Raw genomic sequence first — 20,498 nt, 5'->3', positions numbered from 1 at the left:
TAATTAAATAAAGTAATTTTTAAATTTCAACAATTAAATTCCAATTTTTATGCAGACTCTTTAATGATTCGTTTTGATCCAGAAGGTAGTTTAACAATTTTGGATGCGAATAAATTTTCTACCATTTTTTTTGTAATTGTGAATTCTTTTATATTTTCTTCAGAAGGCAAAGTATACATAATATCAAGCATTAGTTCTTCAATTATTGATCTTAATGCTCTTGCGCCTGTTTTTCTTTTATATGCTTCATTCGCTATTGCCTCAACAGAATCAGGCTCAAATGATAATTCAACATTATCCATACTTAGCAACGTTTTGAATTGCTTTACGAGAGCATCTCTTGGTTGAGTCAGAATAGATTGTAAAGTTTCTTTAGTAAGACGATCCAATACGGCACAAACTGGAATTCTTCCAATAAATTCTGGAATTAACCCATATTTCACTAAATCATCTAACTCTAAATTTTTTAGGGAATCTCGTGGATCAACTAATTTTTTTGAATTAACCTTGTTTTGATCTTCGTTGGTGGTAAATCCTATTGAGTGTTTACCCATACGTTTTTGAACTATGTCCTCTAAACCTATAAAAGCTCCTCCACAAATAAATAGAATTTGACTCGTATCAATTTGGATACAGTCGTGATAGGGGTGTTTTCTGCCTCCTTGCGGCGGCACATTGGCAATTGTTCCTTCAAGCATTTTTAATAATGCTTGCTGTACCCCTTCACCAGAGACATCTCTAGTAATTGAGGGATTCTCACTTTTTCTAGCAATTTTGTCTATTTCATCTATATAAATAATTCCTTTTTGAGCTAGCTCTACATTCATCTCTGATTTTTGTAGAAGTCTTAAAAGTATATTTTCAACATCTTCTCCTACATATCCAGCCTCTGTCAAAGTCGTTGCATCAGCAACTGCAAAAGGAACATCAAGAAACTCAGCTAAAGTTTGTGCCAATAATGTTTTGCCACTTCCAGTTGGCCCGATAAGTAAAATGTTTGATTTTTGTAATTTCGTTGCTTGTGAATCTTGTGAATTGCTATTTTTATTCTCTTCTTTAACTTTCCAAGCTAATCTTTTGTAGTGGTTATATACAGCTACTGATAATATTTTTTTTGCAGATTCTTGTCCAACAACCTGGTTATCAAGAAAACTTTTAATTTCTAATGGTTTAGGAATTGAGGTCAATTCTAAAGGAATAGATTTTTTGGGATTATCAGTTGATAACTTCTTTTTTACTTGTGGGGAGTTGTTTGTAATAGATTGATTATCAAGTAGTTCTTCATCAAGAATTTCATTACAAAGATCTATGCACTCATCACAGATATAAACTCCAGGACCAGCTATTAGCTTTCTAACTTGATCTTGTGATTTGCCGCAAAATGAACATTTAAGATGGGCGTCGAATTTAGCCATCGATTTTAAAGTCTAAAATTAAAGGTGTTAATTAACCCTATTCACTAGGATTGCTCATAAACATCGATTCGTCATCATATTCTTAAAAAATAAGTCTCCCTTGTCATTTTTTGATAACTTTATCGATTAATCCATATTCGACTGCTTCTGCCGGAGATAAGAAATAATCTCTTTCAGTATCCTCATTAATTTTCTTTAAAGGTTGTCCAGTATGTTCTGATAAAAGTGAATTTAATGTTTTCTTGAGAAAAAGTATTTCTTTAGCTTGAATTTCAATTTCTACTGCTTGACCTTGTGCACCTCCGAGAGGCTGATGAATCATTATCCTGGAATTAGGTAAAGCCAATCTTTTCCCCTTTGCCCCACCAGAGAGTAGAAATGCCCCCATACTTGCAGCTACTCCAAAACATATTGTCACCACATCTGGGGATATTTGTTGCATAGTATCGTATATTGCCATTCCTGCACTTACTGAGCCTCCAGGAGAATTAATATATATTTGAATGTCTTTTTCAGGATCTTCAGCTTCAAGAAATAATAATTGTGCAACTAGAGAATCAGATACTTGATCATTAATTCCAGTACCTAAAAAAATAATTCTCTCCCTCAATAGTCTTGAATAAATATCAAAAGCTCTTTCTCCCCTACCAGATTGTTCTATTACGGTAGGAACAGCAGCACTAGTTTTATTAATGCTTTCGTAAGAACCTATTGAGCTTTGGATTAAATGTTTTTTTTCAGAATTCACAGAATAATTTTCATCATATTAATAATTTAAAGGGTTTTCTTTTAATTAGTTAGAAATTACACAAATTATTTTTTTATTTTTTATTTTTAGTTTTTAGTTTTTGTTGTTTTTGCTGCAGTTTTTGTTGTTTTGGAGGTTTTATTAGCTTTAGAGGTTTTTGTAGTTTTTTCTTTTACTTCGGAATTTTCTTCAAGCCATATTATTAATTTTTCTTTGAGTAAATCGTTATTTATTACTTCTGTTAATTTTTTAATATCTATTTGTTTTGAAGATTTAGAGATTGCATCTTCATAATCTTTCATTTTTAAATCAATTTCATCTTTATCAACTGTTATATTTTCTTTTTCAGCTAATGCTTTTAGAGCTAAATTTCTTTTAACATTTTTTTCAGCTTGAGGCCTCGTGGACTCTGCTAATGACTTAACTAATTCTGGAGTGAAAGTAGATTTAACATCAAGACCTTGTTGAGCAAATCTTTGGGCGGTTTGTTCAATATTATTTCTCACTTCTAAATCAATCATAGATTTTGGAATTTCAGCAACTAATTCATCTGTTAAGGCATCTAATAAAGCTTCAATTTTGATATCTTTTTGAGTTTTTTCAAAATTATCTTTTAATTGCTTTTCAATATCTTTCCTTAATTCTTTTAATGATTCTTTGTTACCAGACTGTTTTGCAAAATCATCATTAAGTTCAGGTAATTCTTTTTCCTTGAGATCTTTAAGTTTAACTTCAAATATAGCTTGTTTGCCTCTTGAATCCTCATGAGAATAATCTTCAGGAAATTTAAGGTTTAGGGTTTTAGTATCACCAATTTTCATCTTTACGATTCCCTCAACGAAACCGGGAATCATTTTATTCTTTTCTAATTCAAGATCCATTGATTCACTTGTTCCACCATCAATCTCTTTACCAGAATCTTTATATTTTCCTTTGAAACTAACTACAGCAATATCACCCAATTTCGCTGCTCTATTGCTTACTGGGATAATATTTGCAAACTGATTTCTAGATTTTTCTAGAGCTTCATCTACTGACTTAGGATCAAACTTAGTTTTTGAGATTTCAACACTAAGTCCTTTGGATTTTTTTAGTTTTATTTCGGGGGCAATGTCAGTTTGAAGAGTAACCTTAAGTGATTTTTCAGGACTAAATTTTGCAAGTAAAGATTCAAAGCCATCTACCAATTCTGGTTCACTAAGAGGCTCAATAGATTTAATTTTTAATGCTTCTTGCCATGATTTATCAATTATTTTTTCTAGAGCAGATGCATGTAATTGTGTTATTCCAATTCTTTGGATTAGAACTTGTTTAGGAATCTTACCAAGTCTAAATCCTGGAATTTTAGCCGAACGACTAATAGTGCTGATTGTCTCATTAATAAAGGTTTTGCATGTCTCCGATGGTATTTCTAATTCAAATGAAATTCTACTTTGAGGCAGAGGAGTTGTTTTGACTATTAATTCTTCTTTAGCCATGTTTTTGTGTAATTATTGCTATAAAGACGTAACTTAATTATTTCACATTATGTGATTTCCTTGAAAGTAAATTTTTTGATAAAGTAAAAAAAATAGTCAATCTATTAATAAAAATCATTTTTAAAGTGTGAGACAATCTCCGTTTTTGCCTAGTAGGCCATTAAAAGTTGCTGTTTTAGGATCTTCAGGTGCTGTGGGATCTGAATTACTCAGAATTCTTGAACAACGTAATTTCCCAATATCAGAACTGGTTTTGCTTTCATCAGAGAGGTCAGAAGGGAAAAAGATTATTTGGAAAGGTGAAGAATTAGTCACAAAAAAAACCACTAAGGAAGAATTTTTAAATCTTGATTTAGTTTTAGCTTCAGCTGGTGGAAATATTTCAAAAAAATGGTTGTCTACAATTATGGAACAAAATGCTCTAATGATAGATAATTCAAGTGCTTTTAGATTAGATAAGAATGTACCTCTTGTAGTTCCTGAAGTAAATGCTAGTGAAGTACTCAATCATGATGGGGTAATAGCAAATCCAAACTGCACTACTATTTTATTGTCATTAGTTTTAGCTCCGTTAAATAAACTTTCGACTATTCAAAGAGTTGTAGTCTCAACATATCAATCTGTAAGTGGTGCAGGGCAATTAGCGATGGAGGAACTAAAAATTTTAACTGAACAATTTCTTCATGGTAATCCTCAAAAAAGTGAAGTTTTGCCATACTCTCTTGCTTTTAATTTGTTCTTACATAATTCTCCCATGCTTGAAAATAATTACTGCGAAGAAGAGATGAAAATGGTTAATGAGACCAGAAAAATATTAAATATTGCTGATTTAAAGCTCTCTGCTACATGTGTTCGAGTCCCAGTACTTAGAGCACATTCTGAATCAATCAATATTGAATTTGCTGGGGTAGTTGAGCCTAAAGATGCTCTTGAAGAATTAAAAAAATCTCCTGGAATTGAAATAATTGAGGATTATAAAAATAATAGATTTCCTATGCCAAACGACGTGATGGGAAGGGATAATATTGCTGTTGGCAGGCTAAGAACTGATATAAGTCATCCTAATGGACTAGAATTATGGTTATGTGGAGATCAAATAAGGAAAGGAGCAGCACTTAATGCTGTTCAAATAGCTGAGTTATTAATTCCAAAAAAATGATTACAGACAAAACTGAGTGTAATAATCCACTATTTGGAAGAATATTGACTGCAATGGTTACTCCATTTACTGAAAATGGAGATGTAGATTTTGAACTAGCTATAAAACTCTCAAATTATCTTTTTGAGAATGGTTCCGATGGAATTGTACTATGCGGAACTACTGGAGAATCTCCGACTCTTTCATGGGCGGAACAGCATGATTTATTTATTGCAGTAAAAGGATCTTTGGATTCAAGCTGTAAAGTAATAGTTGGAACTGGTAGTAATTGCACAAGTGAGGCTGTGGAAGCTACAAGAAAAGCATACGACTCTGGAGCCGACGGTGCATTGGTTGTTGTTCCTTATTACAATAAACCACCTCAAGAAGGTCTTTATAGACATTTCAGTTCTATTGCTAATTCTGCCAAGGATTTGCCTCTAATGCTTTACAACATACCTGGAAGGACAGGGTGCAATTTATTACCAGATACTGTGAAGAAACTTATGGATTTCTCAAATATCTTCAGTATTAAAGCTGCAAGCGGTAGAATAGAAGAAGTAACAGAACTAAGAGCTATTTGTGGCTCCGAACTCTCTGTATATAGTGGCGACGATTCATTGTTGCTTCCAATGTTATCTGTAGGTGCTGTAGGAGTAGTAAGTGTTGCAAGTCATTTAGTTGGATTGCAATTGAAAGAGATGATTCATTCTTTTCAAAGTGGAGAAGTTTCCAATGCGCTTGCCATTCATGAAAAACTTCAGCCTCTTTTTAAAGCACTCTTTATGACTACTAATCCAATCCCAATTAAGGCTGCTTTGGAGCTATCGGGATGGAATGTAGGTAATCCAAGAAGTCCTTTGTCACCATTAACAACTGACATGAAAAAACAACTATCTTTTATCCTGAAATCCTTATAATAGGGATTATATTCAACTTGATAATTAAATTTAAATAAACCTTATTTGATTACAAGCAGGCCTTCATAAAATTTCAAAATTATGCAACCAAGTACAAATTCAACTGCAAATAGATCTACTAATGATTCATCTAGATCTAAAACTAATACGCCAGCTTTACGTGTAATACCTCTTGGAGGACTACATGAAATAGGCAAAAACACTTGTGTTTTTGAATATGGTGATGAATTGATGCTTGTTGATGCTGGCCTCGCTTTCCCATCTGATGGTATGCATGGCGTAAACGTTGTTATGCCGGATACAACTTTTTTAAAAGAAAATCAAAGAAGAATAAAAGGAATGATTGTCACTCATGGTCATGAAGATCATATTGGAGGTATTTCTCATCATCTAAAGCATTTTAATATTCCGATTATTTATGGTCCAAGACTGGCAATGTCAATGCTCAGAGGAAAAATGGAGGAAGCAGGGGTATCTGATAGAACAACTATACAGACAGTAAATCCAAGAGATGTTGTAAAAGTTGGACAACATTTTTCTGTTGAATTTATCCGAAATACCCATTCTATTTGCGATAGTTTTTCTTTAGCAGTTACAACACCTGTTGGCACAATTATTTTCACGGGGGATTTTAAGTTTGATCACATGCCAGTAGATGGAGAGCAATTTGATATTGAAAGAATGGTGCATTATGGAGAGAAGGGTGTTTTATGCATGTTCAGTGATTCTACTAATGCCGAAGTTCCAGGTTTTTGTCCTTCTGAGAAAACTATCTATCCCTCTTTAGAAAAACATATTGCTGAGGCAAAAGAAAGAGTTATCCTTACCACTTTTGCTAGTTCTGTTCATAGAGTGACAATGATCTTAGAGTTGGCCATGAAACATGGAAGAAAGGTCGGTTTGTTAGGTAGATCGATGATTAATGTTATTGCTAAAGCTAGAGATATTGGTTATATGAAATGCCCAGATGATTTGTTTGTTCCTATAAAACAAATTAGAGATTTACCAGATAGAGAGACTTTATTATTAATGACTGGAAGTCAAGGGGAACCTCTGGCAGCGTTAAGCAGAATATCTCGTGGTGAACATCAGCATGTTCGTCTTAAGACTACTGATACTGTGATATTTTCAGCTAGCCCAATTCCTGGAAATACTATTTCTGTTGTTAATACAATAGATAGATTAATGAAACTCGGAGCAAAGGTTGTTTATGGAAAGGGTGAGAATATTCATGTTTCTGGTCATGGTTTTCAAGAAGATCAAAAGTTAATGTTGGCACTTGCTAAACCTAAGTTTTTTGTTCCTGTTCATGGAGAACATAGAATGCTTGTTTCTCATGGTAAGAGTGCACAAACTATGGGGGTTCCAAAGGACAATATTTTAATTATTGAAAATGGAGATGTAGTTGAACTAACACCTCATTCTATTCAAAAAGGTGATCCTGTAAAAGCTGGTGTTGAACTTCTTGATAACTCACGAAATGGGATAGTAGATGCTCGTGTATTAAAGGAAAGGCAGCAATTAGCTGGCGATGGCGTAGTAACTGTTTTAGCTCCTATTAGTACAGATGGGAAGATGGTTGCGCCTCCCAGAGTTAATTTAAGAGGAGTTGTTACTACTGCAGAGCCAAGAAAAATGTCTATGTGGACAGAACGAGAAATAAGCTGGGTTTTAGAGAATAGATGGAAACAATTATCTAGGCAAACTGGGCCGAATAATTTTGAAGTAGATTGGATTGGTGTACAAAGAGAAATTGAAAATGGTTTATCGAGAAGGATGAGGAGAGAATTACAAGTTGAACCACTGATTTTGTGTTTAGTTCAACCTGCACCAAGTGGAACCCGTGCTTATATTCCAAAGATTACCGAAGAGCAAAATTTTTCCAATAGAAATAGAAATAATAATAATTTCAATAGGAAATCAAATAATCATCATCCCAATAGTTCAAATAACTCGCAAAATAATCAAAAAAAATCAAAAGTTTCACAAAATCCATCAACTGAGACTGCTACAGAAGATTCATTTGAAGGTAGAACAAGAAGAAGAAGATCTGCTTTAACATCTTAACTTTCTTTAAAATTTATATAGTTTTTATCCCAAACAATTTTTAAAAACTCTTGCAAGCTAATTTGACCTTTATTTTTTTGATAAATTGAAGTTGCTAATTTTGTCAGATTTTTAGAACTACATTGCTTCGTAGATATTTCTTTTAAAAATCTATTTAAGATTGTGCACCTCGCTTCAATACACATACTATTTAAGAGATTCCTATTGATACCTTTTGAATTCTTACAATATAGGTATGCTAGTTCACTTAGATCATTACGTTCATTATTGTAGTTGCTTATTTTTTGGGAAAAAATATTTATTCTTTCAGAACAGCCAGGATACATAACCTCTAAGGAAGGAATAATTTTTTTTCTTACTAAATTTCTTTTTAATTTAAGATCTGAATTTGTAGGATCTTCCCAGACTGGGATTTTCATATTATTGCAAAATTGTTTTGTATCTTCTCTACTGAAAATTAATATTGGCCTTATTAAAAAAATTTGATTTTCTAGTAATCTTTTGCTTTCAATATTACTTAGACCGGCAAAATTGCTTCCTCTAGATAAATTGAGGATAAATGTTTCTGCGTTATCACTACTCGTGTGACCAGTTAACAAATAAATATTATTTTTTTGCTGGTTCTTGTTAAATAAAGTTTTGGCTCTTTCACATAATTTTTTATATCTCCATTCTCGTGCTTTTTCTTCTGAAGAAATATTTTCTTTATTTGCTTGATCAACATAGAATGAAATATTTTTATCTTCGCAATAACTTTTTAATTCAAGAGCATATATTGAAGATTTTGTGTGCCACTGATGATCACCATGCCAAACACTAATAGACCAATTATGAAGTTTTTTTAGATCATTAATTAGGGTCAATAAGGCCATTGAGTCTTGCCCGCCGGAAACACTTATTAAAATATTTGATCCTTTGGGAATTAATATTTTTTTGGTAAGAATCTCCTTATGAAGCTGATGATGCCATGATGACCAATTTTTCTGAGTTAATTTTTTATCAGACATTGTGTGTTGCTCAGATAATATTCTTTAAAAAATGCACTGTTTTACTAAAACAATGTCACAATCGGGTAATAAATTCATTAAGTAAATGAGTCTGATTAATCTTTTGCCACAAAAAATTAAAGAGGAGTTAAAAAACAAATCTTTACTCAAAGTTATTTCAGGATTGAATAATTTCGATGTTCAATCTGTGAAAATAATTGTTGAGGCTGCTTCATTAGGAGGCGCAGATCTTGTCGATATTGCTTGTAAACCTGAACTTGTTGATTTAGTACTTAAGAATTCAGTAATACCCGTATGTGTTAGTTCAGTGGAGCCTCAATCTTTTCTAGATTCTGTAAAAGCAGGTGCCTCACTAATTGAGATAGGAAATTACGATACTTTTTATAAAAAAGGCATTAATTTTTCAGATAAAAAAGTTTTAAACATTACAAAACAGACGAGAGATTTATTGCCTAATGTTCCCTTATCAGTAACTGTTCCTCATACTATGCCTATCCATAAACAAGTTGATCTTGCTGTAAAGCTAGTTGAAGAGGGTGTTGATATTATTCAAACAGAAGGTGGCACCAGCTCTACTCCATACTCTCCAGGAATTCAGGGCTTTTTTGAAAAATCAGTACCAACTCTTGCAGCTACCTATGCTATTCATCAAGAATTTAAGAAACAGTCTCTAGATATACCAATCATGAGTGCCTCTGGCTTAAGCCAAATAACTTGTCCACTAGCAATATCCTCTGGAGCCTCAGCAGTTGGTGTTGGATCTGTAGTTAATAAATTAGATGATTTAATATCAATGATTGCTGTTGTTAGGGGCTTAAAAGAATCTTTGAAAAATTCAATAATTGGAGAAAAAATTTCCTAGTATATTAATATCTTTTAGCTACTTGCTTGATGAACAACTATAAGCTTCAAGCCCCTTATGAACCAAATGGAGATCAACCAGAAGCTATTAAAAAATTAGTTAAAGGTGTAAATAGTGGTAAAGAGTTTCAGACTCTATTAGGGGCTACTGGAACTGGTAAAACATTTACTATTGCGAATGTAATTCAACAAACAGGAAGACCAGCTCTTGTATTAGCTCATAACAAAACTTTAGCTGCACAACTATGTAATGAATTAAGGGAGTTTTTTCCAAAAAATGCTGTTGAGTACTTTATTTCTTACTATGATTATTATCAACCTGAAGCTTATGTTCCTGTAAGTGATACTTACATAGCGAAAACTGCTTCAATTAATGAAGAAATAGATATGCTCCGGCATTCTGCAACACGCTCATTATTTGAGAGAAAAGATGTAATTGTTGTAGCTTCAATAAGTTGTATTTATGGTCTTGGTATACCAAGTGAGTATTTGAAGGCTGCAGTTAAATTTGAAGTTGGAAAATCAATAAATCTACGTTCTTCTTTGAGGTCTCTTGTTGAAAATCAATATACTAGAAATGATATTGAAATTACTAGGGGTAGATTCAGAATTAAAGGTGATGTTTTAGAAATCGGTCCAGCTTATGAAGATAGACTAATAAGAATCGAATTATTTGGTGATGATGTCGAGGCTATTAGATATGTTGATCCTACTACTGGAGAAATACTTGAAAGTTTGGAAAAAATTAGCGTTTACCCAGCGAAGCATTTTGTGACTCCAAAAGAAAGACTTGAGAGTGCAATAAGTGCAATTAAAAGTGAATTAAAAACTCAACTAGATAAATTTACTTACGAAGGAAAATTATTAGAAGCTCAACGTCTAGAACAACGCACAAAATATGATTTAGAAATGCTTAAAGAGGTAGGTTATTGTAATGGAGTTGAGAATTATGCTCGTCATTTATCAGGTAGGGAGGAAGGTTCACCGCCAGAATGCTTAATAGATTACTTTCCCAAAGATTGGTTGTTGGTAGTTGATGAGAGTCATGTAACATGTCCTCAACTTCATGCGATGTACAACGGTGATCAATCTAGAAAAAAAGTTTTAATAGATCATGGTTTTAGATTGCCCAGTGCTGCAGATAATAGACCTTTAAAATGTGAAGAGTTTTGGGATAAATCAAAACAGACATTATTTATCAGTGCAACTCCTGGTCAATGGGAATTAGATCAATGTGATGGTGAATTTATTGAGCAAGTTATAAGACCGACTGGGGTATTAGATCCCGTAATTGATGTAAGACCTAGTGAGGGCCAAATAGAAGATTTGTTATCTGAAATAAGAATTAGAGCTGAAAAGAATCAAAGAGTGCTAGTGACAACGCTTACTAAGAGAATGGCTGAGGATCTAACTGATTTTTTATCTGAAAATAAAGTAAGAGTTAGATATTTGCATTCCGAAATTCATTCAATTGAAAGAATTGAAATTATTCAAGACCTTAGAGTGGGCGAATATGATGTTTTGGTAGGAGTTAATTTATTAAGAGAGGGATTAGATCTTCCTGAAGTATCTTTAGTCGCCATTTTAGATGCTGATAAAGAAGGTTTTTTGAGGGCAGAAAGGTCATTGATTCAAACAATAGGAAGAGCTGCAAGGCATGTTGAAGGTGTTGCCTTGCTTTATGCAGATAACTTCACAGATTCAATGAAAAGAGCAATATCTGAGACTGAAAGAAGAAGAACTATTCAAAAAAAATATAACAAAGTCAATGGTATTACTCCAAAACCCGCAGGTAAAAAAATAGAAAATTCAATATTATCTTTTCTAGAACTTTCCAGAAAATTAGATGCCGGTGGTTTATCTAAAGATCTAATAAATATAGTTAATAATAAAACTGACGCAATTCTCAATTCCAGCGATAATCAATGTTTGCTAGAAGAATTGCCTGACTTAATAGAAAAGTTAGAAATTAAAATGAAAGATGCTGCAAAAGAGTTAAATTTTGAAGAGGCGGCAAATTTGAGGGACCGAATCAAAAAGTTAAGACAAAAATTAGCAAGAAACAACTAAAAAGAATTTATTTCTCTAATTTGAAATGATTATGAATCGCATTAACAGCTTTGTCACAATCTTTTTCTAAGACAATACATGAAGTCCTAATTTCACTAGTGGCAATCATTTCAATATTGATATTTTGGTCAGCGAGAGCTCTAAATATTTTTCCAGCCGTGCCAACTTTAAATGCCATTCCTGCTCCTACAGTACTTACTTTTGCTATCGCAGGGCCATCTTCGATGTAGGAGCCGGGTAATTTCTTTGTTAAGGCCTCAAAAACTAAGTTCGCTTTTTCTCTATCTTGCTTATTCATTGTGAGACTAATATCCTTAGTTTTTAAAGAGGAAATTCTTTCAGACTGGACAATCGTATCAAAAATTAAATTATTTTCAGCTAATGCTAAACATATCGATGCGGCTACACCAGGACGATCAGGCAGTTTTCGAAAACTTACTTGAACTTGATTTTTATCTAATGCAATGCCCCTTACTTCAGGTTGATCTTGTTTTGCGTTGATTGGATTAACAAATATTTGTGTATCTGATAACTTAAATTTCTCAGCAACAAATCTAATAGCTTTTGGAATATTATTAATTTCAATTACGCAGCTGACTTTAATTTCACTAGTAGCTATTAACCTGACATTTATATTCGCATGAGATAAAGTATCAAATAGATCAGCTGAAACACTTGGTCTGCCCATAATGCCTGCTCCTTGAATACTCAATTTGGTCATGTTTCTTTTTAGATTGTATTCTCCTCCCAATTGACTAGTTATAAGTTCACATTGTTCTGCAGTTTTTTTAACTTCTAATTCATTAACAGTAAATGTAATATCGTTATTATTTCCGTCATTTGTCGCTTGTATGATTAAATCTACATTAATACTTGCTTCAGATAGTTTTTCAAAAATTTGTGCAGCAATCCCGGGTCTATCAGGAATATTTGAGAGACTGAATACTGCTTGATTTTCTAATACTTCAAGACTATTGACTGTTTTTGTCAATTCTAAGCTTCCTCTTTTGAGTGGGAGAGGTTGGATTTGACTTTCGAGGAAAGTCCCACTTGAGTCACTTTGGCTTGATTTGACGCATAATTTAATTCCATAATTGCGAGCAATTTCTACTGCTCTTGGATGTAGAACTGAGGCACCTACGCTTGCAAGTTCAAGCATTTCCTCGCAGCTAATTTTATCTAAAAGTTTTGCATTAGGAACAATTCTTGGATCAGTAGTAAGAACCCCTGGAACGTCTGTATAAATTTCGCAAGTCTCAGCTCCTAAAGCTGTGGATAAAGCTACTGCGGATGTATCTGAACCACCTCTACCCAAAGTTGTAATTTCCATTGATCCAGTGTGGCTTAATGTTGTTCCTTGAAATCCAGCTACTACCACTACAAAACCTTGATTTATATAGTTTTGGATTCTTTCTGTTTTAATATCTAGAATTCTTGCTTTCCCATGTATTGATTCAGTAATAATTCCTACCTGACTCCCGGTCATTGAAATTGCAGGTATACCGTATTCGTTTAATGCCATTGAGAGAAGAGCTATAGTTACTTGCTCTCCTGTTGAGAGAAGCATATCCAATTCTCTTCGATTAGGATTTTTACTTATTGATTCAGCTAAACAATTTAAGTCATCTGTGGTTTTCCCCATTGCAGAGACAACTACGACAATTTCATTTCCTGCTTCTTTACTTTGACAAATATTACTTGCAATATTTTGAATTTTTTTAATATCACCGACAGAGGTACCGCCAAATTTTTTTATTAGTAAAGCCATATTTAAATAATAATGTAAATTCGTTAACTTAAATTAATTAAATTCTCGGTAAAAACATTTACAGGATTATTACCTTGTTTTAGTGATGATTCAATATCTAATAGGTTACTAAGTAAATTAATTAAATATTCTTGCGATATATTTTTTACTTTTTTTCGGATAAAGAAAATTCTTTTTGGATTAGAAATGCCTGCAAGATTACAAATCTTTTCTGCATTATCGTTTCCTGAATTAACTGCTAATTTTATGATGGTATGAATTCTTATTTGACTAATTAAACCTGCATTTAGTCTTAAAGGAGGTTCTCCTTTCTGTAAGTAATAATTTATTTCAAGAAGGCTTTCATTCATATTTTTTTGCAAGAGAAGATCAATGATTTTGAAAACGTTGGATTGATGATCACTAAATATTTTTTTTACATCATTACTTTTTAGAAAAAGTTGGGAATTCGAATAACTTGCTATTGAGGAAAGGTATATTTTTGCTTTAGCTAATTCATTTTTTAATTTAAAGCTATCATTTCCAACATAATCAATAATTAATTCGGCTGCTTTTTTATCAAGTCTGATATTTATTGCATTTGCTGAATCTTCTAAAAATCTTTTTTGTCCTTCATAGTCCCAAATTTCTGGTAAAGAGAATGATTTTTCTTTGGCTAAATTATTTTTAATAAGTTTTTGCAGAAATTTAGTACTCTTCAGTCTTGAGTCAGGTTTTTTAATATTTTGTAAAATGAAATAAGTATTTGTTGGAATATTGCCATGAATTTTTTCAAATTTAGTTCTTAAACTCTCATTTTTTGTATTAAAAATTGGATTATTTTTTAATGTAACTATTCTGTATCCTTCTCCAAAAGGAGGTGTAAGAATTTCATTAAAAGCTTTATTTACTTGTTCATCATCATCACCATTTAAATTAGTTACGTTTATTTCTTTCCATTCTTTGGATACTTCTTTTTCAATTAATTCTTTGATAAATGTATTTTGCGCATTTAAGTCATTGCCCCATAATATTTGTATTGGCATAATCGCTCAATAAAGAATCTTATATTAACTATGATTACTTCTAACACAAATAAAATTCAATGGTAATAGATCATCCAATTTTTTTGGAAAGTATCAGATTCATAAGATCTCATTTAGGAGAAAATGATCTTAATTATTTGGAAAAAAAAGTTTTAGAAAGATTAGTACATACTTCGGGAGATTTTTCTGTTCAAAATCTAATAGAGTTTAGTGAAGGTGCATGCGAAAAGGGGCTTCAAGCTCTTAAAAATGGTGCGCCAATTTTAACTGATACTGATATGGCTGCAACAGCTATAAAATCTATGGCAGAAAATACCACTAGGAATAAAGTGTTCACAGCTAGAATGTGGTTTGGAAAAAATAATCACACAAAATTAACTAAAACTGCATATGGATTAAGTGAAGGCTGGAAGGAGTTATCTGTTAAAAATTCTGGAATAAAATCACCTATTGTAGTAATTGGTAGTTCGCCAACAGCTTTATCTTATTTAATTGATATCTTAGAGAATGCAAACGATTTACCAAGTTTAATTATTGGAATGCCCGTTGGATTTATAGGAGTAGAAAAAAGCAAAAACAAACTGATTTCCACCAATCTTTCTAATATTGTTTTGAATTCAACTAGAGGCGGTGCTGCTATGGCAGCTGCTACTGTAAATGCCTTACTGAGGGAATCTATTTAAAAGGTTTTATGTTATTGAAATGTCAATAATTTAATTAATAATATTGTTTAATTGATTATTTTCTTCTAAAGAATTTAGAACTAATTTTGCTTTTTCAATAACTTCTCTTGGAACTCCTGCTAATTTAGCTGCTTCTATACCGTAGCTTTTGTTTGAGCCCCCTTTTACAATCCTGTGACTAAAAATTAGCTGATCGTTATTCTGTTCAACTAAAACTTGAAAATTTTGTATATTCTTATTTGAATTTTTTAAATAATTCAGCTCATGATAGTGCGTAGCAAAAATAGTATTACATTTAATTTTTTTTGCAAGATATTCACTTACCGACCAAGCTATTGAAAGGCCATCAAACGTAGATGTCCCTCTACCTATCTCATCAAGTAAAACTAATGAGCTAGAAGTTGCCTGATTTAGTATGGATGCAGTTTCAGACATTTCTACCATAAATGTTGATTGTCCTGATGATTGATCATCAACTGCCCCAATTCTTGTAAAAATTCTATCTGAAATCTTGATTTCAGCATTATTAGCAGGAACAAAGCTACCAATTTGTGCAAGAATTTGTATTAAACCAATTTGTCTTATAAAGCAACTTTTTCCGCTTGCATTGGGACCGGTTAATATAATTAATTTTTGATTATCTTCAAAAGCGATATCATTCTCTATAAACTTTTTATCACTTAACAATTGCTCTACTATTGGGTTTCTTCCTGCGATAATTTTTGTACTATTTTTTGTCATCGAATCATTTATTGGTATTAATGAAGGTTTTATAAAATTGTTTTCTACTGAAGTAATTGATAAACCAAGCAATGCATCAAGAGAGGCTATGGATTTTGCGATTGATCTTATTTGTTTTGTTTTTTCAGCTACAATATTTCTTAATTCGCAGAAAATTTCATATTCTCTTGATGAAATTCTGGTTTTTATTTGGAAAATCTTATTTTCTTTATTTTTAATTTCTGAAGTGATATATCTTTCTTCATTAGTAAGTGTTTGCCTTTTGATCCAATGTTGTGGAGCTAAATTAATTTTTGATTTATTTATAGAAATGTAGTAACCAAAATTTTTATGAAATTGAATTTTTAGGTTTGAAATTTTGCTAATTTTCTTTTCTTTTAATTCCTCTTTATTTAGCCACTCAGAGTAATCATCCATTAAATTTCGTAAACCATCTAAGATATTGTCAACACCATCGTGGATCATGCCTCCTTCACTTACATTTAAAGGAGGATTTTCTATTAGTTTAAAACTTATAGTATCAGCTAATTCTAAGAGTCCTTCATCAATATTTTTTAATTGATCAGTCCAATCTGGAAGATCATATTTAAATAATTCAATTATGGATTTTATTCTAGGCAATTTTTTTAAACCTTCCGCTATTGCAATTAAGTCTCTAGGACTTGCATGACCTGCACAAGCTCGCCCCGCAAGTCTTTCTAAATCTCCCATTGCTCTAAGTAAATTTTGGGTATCTATACGTAATTGTTTAGATTCAATAAAGTTTGTAATTATGTTTTGTCTTTCATAAATTTCATTGATGTTTAATAGTGGTGAATCTATCCACCTTCTTAAACACCTTGCACCCATGCAAGTATAAGTTCTATCAATACTCCATAGTAGCGAACCTACATAATTGTTTTCTCGTTGTGTATTTTTGATTTCTAAGTTTTTTTGAGTTTGATAATCAATAATTAATTTGTTGTGACCAAGTTGAATTTGTGGAAAGTCTAATGAGATTTTTACAGAAGAATCTTTATCTAAATTTGAAGGATTAATTTTTTCTAAATAATTTAATAAACCTCCAAGTGATCTTGTCGCATTGTTTAAATTTTTAAGTCCTATTCCCTCTAGGCTTGCAATTTCGAAATATTTTTTTATTAGATAATTTGCTTCATTAATGCCAAAATTAGTCTCTTGAGAAACAGTATAAGTAATTTGACTATTTTCTTTATTTAATAAATCTCTTACTTCATTGCTTCCCACAATGATTTCTGAAGAATCTAATTTAATAATTTCATCAAATAGTTTTGAAAGAGATTGACCTTCTAAAGTTACTAATTCTCCTGTGCTGACATCAGCTTTTGATATACCCCATTCATAAGATTCCTCTGACTTTTCTTCTGATAAGTAAATAGCAGTAATCCAATTATTCTTTTTTGCTATCAACATTCCCTCTTCAATTACAGTTCCAGGAGTAATGATTCTTGTTATTCCTCTTTTAATCGGAGTCCCGTAATTTCCAGAACTTTTTTCCAATTGATCGCATATAACCACAGAATAATTTTTTTTAATTAAATCAGCGCAGTATCTCTCCATTGCATGATAAGGAACCCCTGCCATAGGAATCTTTCCAATTTCTTTGCCAGCATCTTTACTGGTTAGAGTTATTTCTAGAAGGTTGGATATTAATACAGCGTCCTCAAAAAAACATTCAAAAAAATCTCCTAATCTATAAAGTAATAACCTATCTTGATTTTCCTCTTTTATAGTTACATAATGCTTCATTACAGGAGTTAATTTTAATTTTGAAACTGTTTTATAGCTGTAGGATTCTTCATTGATACACACATTTTTGTTATTTGTAATTAAATCAGTCTTTAATTTATTTATTAAATTAAGTGAATTTTTTCTTTGTCTAGGCCTTTTTTGCGATTCTTTTTTTAGATCTTCCCAAGATAAATCTTCTGGAATTATTGTTGTTTCTTTTTTTTGATTTTTTTCATTATCAATCGCAAATAAATTTTTTTGAATTATCGTATCTTCTTGCATACTTTTTTAATTTCTAAATAGATATTAGGTAGAAATTTTTCTTTTGCATCTAAAATGGCTTAAAGTATGTAAATTTTCTCTAAAAATAGTCATTTTCATGAGATTATATTATTTATAATAATTTGAAACTAAGACTGAATTATGCAGGCTGTAAACTTTTTCTTCGTAAATGCTCTTTTATTCGCTTCTTTAATCGCGGTAGTTGGAGTTCCTGTTTTGTATGTAACTCAACCTTCTACTGAGGAGGGACAGCGAGAAAGTAGGAGAAAAATTTATTCTATAGCTGCTGTATGGGTTGTTTTAGTTTTTGTTACGGGAATTGTTTCTTCATTAGTTTGAACTTAATACCTTTTCGTGAGAGTCTATTAATATACCAAAGTAAAATTTAATGGCTATTTTTGAGGGGTCTTTTACTAATGCATCTACTTTAAAAGTAGGTATTGTAATCGCGAGATTTAATGATTTAATTACAAATAAAATTCTATCTGGTTGTCTTGATTGTCTAAAAAGACATGGGTTAGATACTTCGGAAGCAAGTAATCAAGTAGATATAGTTTGGGTACCTGGTTCATTTGAATTGCCAATAGCAGCCAAAACGCTTATTAAAAAAAAGAGTTGTGATGTTGTAATTGCTCTAGGGGCTGTTATACGTGGTGAAACATCTCATTATGATGTAGTTATATCTGAGGCTAGCAAAGGTATTTCGCAAGTTTCAAATGAGAATAATGTCCCAATTATTTTTGGAGTTTTGACTACTGATACTATGCAGCAGGCCTTAGAAAGAGCAGGGATTAAAAATAATCTTGGCTGGAATTATGCTTTACAAGCAATTGAGATGGGATCTTTAATTAAGAATTTAAATTAGTTGAAAAAAAATTAATTATTTCTATCATTGATACCTTCTTTGAGATAAAATAGAAATATTCTGCGGATGTAGCTCAGTGGTAGAGCATCTCCTTGCCAAGGAGAATGTCGAGAGTTCGAATCTCTTCATCCGCTTCTATAAAATCCCTTCTATGACAGGATTTTCTTATTGGCAGAAATTATCTAGATAAAAAAATTATCTAGTTTAGAGCAGAATAGCCTAGTAAGGTATATTTCTATAAATTGTAAGTTAATAGTTTTAGCTAGCTATATGGGCTTTATTTGATTATATTTAAGGATTATCAAAATCTTAAAATGAAAGTTGTGTGTTAATTTAGTTTGAACTTATAAAAAATTATGTCAGATGCAAGGACAAAATTATTAATAATAGAACTCAATGAGTTTTGCCCTTCTTACCTAAAGAAATTAGCTCTAAAATATGATTTATATTATTTAAAAAAATTTCTAGACTTCAGACATACACACTCTATCTCACATGATGAAAAAGAGTTTGAAGGTTTAGATCCTTGGGTTCAATGGGTTAGTATTCATAGTGGCTTGACATCTGATGAACACGGTATTGAAAGATTAGGAGAAAGTAAACAAAAAAAACAATTGTGGAATTATTTATCCGAAAAAAGCAATTTAAGTTGGGGAGTAATAGGTCCTTTAAATGCAAGTAGAGGATCATCAAATGGATGTGTAACCTTTTGTCCTGATCCATGGAATTATCTTGAGAAACCTTATCCAGATGAATTAAATGATTTATTAGCACTTCCAATTTACGTATCAAAAAATTATTTAGCTTTTAATTTTTTAAGTTTAATAAAGAAATTTTTTAAGTCATTTTTATTTTTTTTTAAAAAAGAAAACTTTTTTATATTTAAAGTTCTTATTTCAGAAATTTCAAAATCTATCTTAAGGCCAGGAATTAATATACATACGCTGACTACATTATTTGATTATGTTCTAGTTTTATATTACTCCAAAATAAAATCAATTAAAAATATAGATATTTCTATATTATTTCTAAATCACATAGCTCATTTACAGCATCATTTTTGGGAGGATTTTCCCAAGGTTCATCCTCAAATGGAATATGGTGTGAAAATATGTAATAAAATTTTTGAGATATTAATTAAAGATATAAATTTAAAGCAAAATAAACTTTTAATATTAAACGGATTTAAACAAAAAAAAACAAGCAAAAATGATATTCAGATTTATAGGCAAATTAATCCTCGAATTCTCTTGAAAAAGTTAGGAATTTCTGAAGTAAAAATTGAACAGAATATGACAAATGATGCCATACTGGAATTCCAATCATTTATAAAAACAAAAAGTGCACTCGATCTTTTATCAAATTGCTCTTTAAATACTGGTGAAAAATTATTTTATGTCTCAAGAATGAGTAAAAATAAATTATTTTTTAGATTAAATATTTACCATCATGTAGAACATGATGCTTTTATTAAAAATGAAAAAATGAAAATCCCTTTCTATAAATATTTTAAAAATCTAAATAGGACAGGTTCACATATAAATCAGGGAGATATATTTTCTCCTAATATTAAATTTCCCAAAGAAATAAAGAATCATAAGATTTTTAATTATTTAATAAGTATTTATGATGAGAAGTAGTTTTGCTTTCAAAATAAATTTATAATTATTGCTTCTTTATC

General features: G+C 31.4%; 16 protein-coding genes and 1 tRNA gene. 10 read left to right on the top strand and 7 right to left on the bottom strand.

Annotation, left to right across the window (positions count from 1 at the left end; translation table 11 throughout):
* Positions 1-47: 47 nt before the first annotated feature.
* The 3 genes from clpX to tig form a co-directional block, all read right to left on the bottom strand.
* Positions 48-1,415, bottom strand: coding sequence for an ATP-dependent protease ATP-binding subunit ClpX (clpX, locus tag HA141_RS09320; protein ID WP_209119070.1), 1,368 nt, complete (start codon positions 1,413-1,415; stop codon positions 48-50).
* Positions 1,416-1,518: 103 nt separating this feature from the next.
* Positions 1,519-2,163, bottom strand: a complete 645-nt coding sequence (clpP, locus tag HA141_RS09315) for an ATP-dependent Clp endopeptidase proteolytic subunit ClpP (protein WP_348535325.1) — start codon at positions 2,161-2,163, stop codon at positions 1,519-1,521.
* A gap of 86 nt (positions 2,164-2,249) precedes the next feature.
* On the bottom strand, positions 2,250-3,641 hold the full coding sequence (gene tig / locus HA141_RS09310; protein WP_209119068.1) for a trigger factor: 1,392 nt from the start codon (positions 3,639-3,641) through the stop codon (positions 2,250-2,252).
* Between the two features lie 127 nt (positions 3,642-3,768).
* Here tig and HA141_RS09305 point away from each other — a divergent pair, with 127 nt between their 5' ends.
* From HA141_RS09305 to HA141_RS09295, 3 genes are all read left to right on the top strand, one after another.
* Positions 3,769-4,800: an aspartate-semialdehyde dehydrogenase gene (locus HA141_RS09305; RefSeq protein WP_209119066.1), complete on the top strand. Its 1,032-nt coding sequence runs from the start codon at positions 3,769-3,771 to the stop codon at positions 4,798-4,800.
* Positions 4,797-5,699: a 4-hydroxy-tetrahydrodipicolinate synthase gene (gene dapA, locus HA141_RS09300; protein WP_209119063.1), complete on the top strand. Its 903-nt coding sequence runs from the start codon at positions 4,797-4,799 to the stop codon at positions 5,697-5,699. The genes HA141_RS09305 and dapA overlap by 4 nt, the downstream gene beginning before the upstream one ends.
* Before the next feature lie 81 nt (positions 5,700-5,780).
* A complete protein-coding gene (locus HA141_RS09295; RefSeq protein WP_209119059.1) occupies positions 5,781-7,766 on the top strand; it encodes a ribonuclease J in 1,986 nt (661 codons plus the stop codon).
* Here the strand turns inward: HA141_RS09295 and tilS are convergent.
* Positions 7,763-8,773, bottom strand: a complete 1,011-nt coding sequence (gene tilS, locus HA141_RS09290) for a tRNA lysidine(34) synthetase TilS (RefSeq protein ID WP_209119057.1) — start codon at positions 8,771-8,773, stop codon at positions 7,763-7,765. The two genes, HA141_RS09295 and tilS, sit on opposite strands and share 4 nt — an antisense overlap.
* Positions 8,774-8,858: 85 nt before the next feature.
* Between tilS and HA141_RS09285 the strand changes: the two genes are divergently transcribed.
* Complete coding sequence (locus HA141_RS09285; RefSeq protein ID WP_209119055.1) at positions 8,859-9,635, top strand: DUF561 domain-containing protein; 777 nt, start codon at positions 8,859-8,861, stop codon at positions 9,633-9,635.
* Between the two features lie 29 nt (positions 9,636-9,664).
* Complete coding sequence (gene uvrB, locus HA141_RS09280) at positions 9,665-11,704, top strand: excinuclease ABC subunit UvrB (protein WP_209119053.1); 2,040 nt, start codon at positions 9,665-9,667, stop codon at positions 11,702-11,704.
* A gap of 7 nt (positions 11,705-11,711) precedes the next feature.
* On the opposite strand, the gene HA141_RS09275 is transcribed toward uvrB, so the two are convergent.
* Positions 11,712-13,472: an aspartate kinase gene (locus HA141_RS09275; protein WP_209119051.1), complete on the bottom strand. Its 1,761-nt coding sequence runs from the start codon at positions 13,470-13,472 to the stop codon at positions 11,712-11,714.
* A 23-nt stretch (positions 13,473-13,495) separates the two neighbouring features.
* Positions 13,496-14,497 (bottom strand): DNA polymerase III subunit delta, encoded by a 1,002-nt coding sequence (holA, locus tag HA141_RS09270; RefSeq protein WP_209119048.1) that lies wholly within the window; start codon positions 14,495-14,497, stop codon positions 13,496-13,498.
* A 59-nt stretch (positions 14,498-14,556) separates the two neighbouring features.
* Here holA and HA141_RS09265 point away from each other — a divergent pair, with 59 nt between their 5' ends.
* Entirely contained in the window at positions 14,557-15,180 is a 624-nt protein-coding gene (locus tag HA141_RS09265) for a precorrin-8X methylmutase (protein ID WP_209119046.1), read from the top strand.
* Positions 15,181-15,210: 30 nt separating this feature from the next.
* On the opposite strand, the gene mutS is transcribed toward HA141_RS09265, so the two are convergent.
* Positions 15,211-17,952, bottom strand: coding sequence for a DNA mismatch repair protein MutS (gene mutS / locus HA141_RS09260; RefSeq protein WP_209119044.1), 2,742 nt, complete (start codon positions 17,950-17,952; stop codon positions 15,211-15,213).
* A 141-nt stretch (positions 17,953-18,093) separates the two neighbouring features.
* On the opposite strand from mutS, the gene psbZ reads away from it, so the two are divergent.
* The 4 genes from psbZ to HA141_RS09240 all read left to right on the top strand — a co-directional run bounded on the left by psbZ (position 18,094) and on the right by HA141_RS09240 (position 20,457).
* On the top strand, positions 18,094-18,291 hold the full coding sequence (gene psbZ, locus HA141_RS09255; RefSeq protein ID WP_002807211.1) for a photosystem II reaction center protein PsbZ: 198 nt from the start codon (positions 18,094-18,096) through the stop codon (positions 18,289-18,291).
* A gap of 49 nt (positions 18,292-18,340) precedes the next feature.
* The gene (gene ribH, locus HA141_RS09250) at positions 18,341-18,817 is read left to right on the top strand and encodes a 6,7-dimethyl-8-ribityllumazine synthase (protein WP_209119041.1); all 477 of its coding nucleotides are present in this window, start codon (positions 18,341-18,343) and stop codon (positions 18,815-18,817) included.
* 62 nt (positions 18,818-18,879) lie between these two features.
* Positions 18,880-18,951, top strand: a tRNA-Gly gene (locus HA141_RS09245).
* Positions 18,952-19,173: 222 nt separating this feature from the next.
* Positions 19,174-20,457 carry a hypothetical protein gene (locus HA141_RS09240; protein WP_209119039.1) on the top strand — a complete coding sequence of 428 codons (1,284 nt, stop codon included), beginning with the start codon at positions 19,174-19,176 and terminating at the stop codon, positions 20,455-20,457.
* The last annotated feature ends 41 nt before the right edge of the window (positions 20,458-20,498 follow it).

Source organism: Prochlorococcus marinus XMU1402 (genome assembly GCF_017696205.1).
GTDB classification, from domain to species: domain Bacteria; phylum Cyanobacteriota; class Cyanobacteriia; order PCC-6307; family Cyanobiaceae; genus Prochlorococcus_A; species Prochlorococcus_A marinus_AC.
Note: the sequence above shows the minus strand (reverse complement) of the source record. Positions and strands in the feature narration are given on the sequence as shown.